Consider the following 330-nt stretch of genomic DNA (forward strand, 5'->3'; position numbering starts at 1 on the left):
GTTGCCGCAGCCGGTGTCGTTGACCAGCTGCCCGTTGGCGTCGTGGGCATAGGTGCCGCGGTTGTCGAGCCCGCGGAAGCTCAGCGTCGGGCCGAGCCGGTCGCTCTCGCCGGTATGGTTGAACACCAGGTCGAGCAGCAGGCCGATCCCCGCCGCGTGCAGGGCCGCCACCGTCTCGCGCAGCTCGGCCACGCCGCCAGGGCACAGGCCGGGGTCGAGCGCCATCGGCACCACGGGGTTGTAGCCCCAGGCGTTGCTCAGGCCGAGGGGCGGCAAGTGGCGCTCGTCGATCCAGGCCACCACCGGCATCAGCTCGATCGCGCTGACGTG

General features: G+C 72.1%; 1 pseudogene. It reads right to left on the bottom strand.

The features are described 5' to 3' along the window. Positions 1-330: pseudogene (locus tag ABFX56_RS15930) on the bottom strand (glycogen debranching protein GlgX); the annotation flags it as partial.

The sequence above is a fragment of the Parafrigoribacterium mesophilum genome, from assembly GCF_039652555.1.
Classification (GTDB): Bacteria; Actinomycetota; Actinomycetes; order Actinomycetales; family Microbacteriaceae; genus Parafrigoribacterium; species Parafrigoribacterium mesophilum.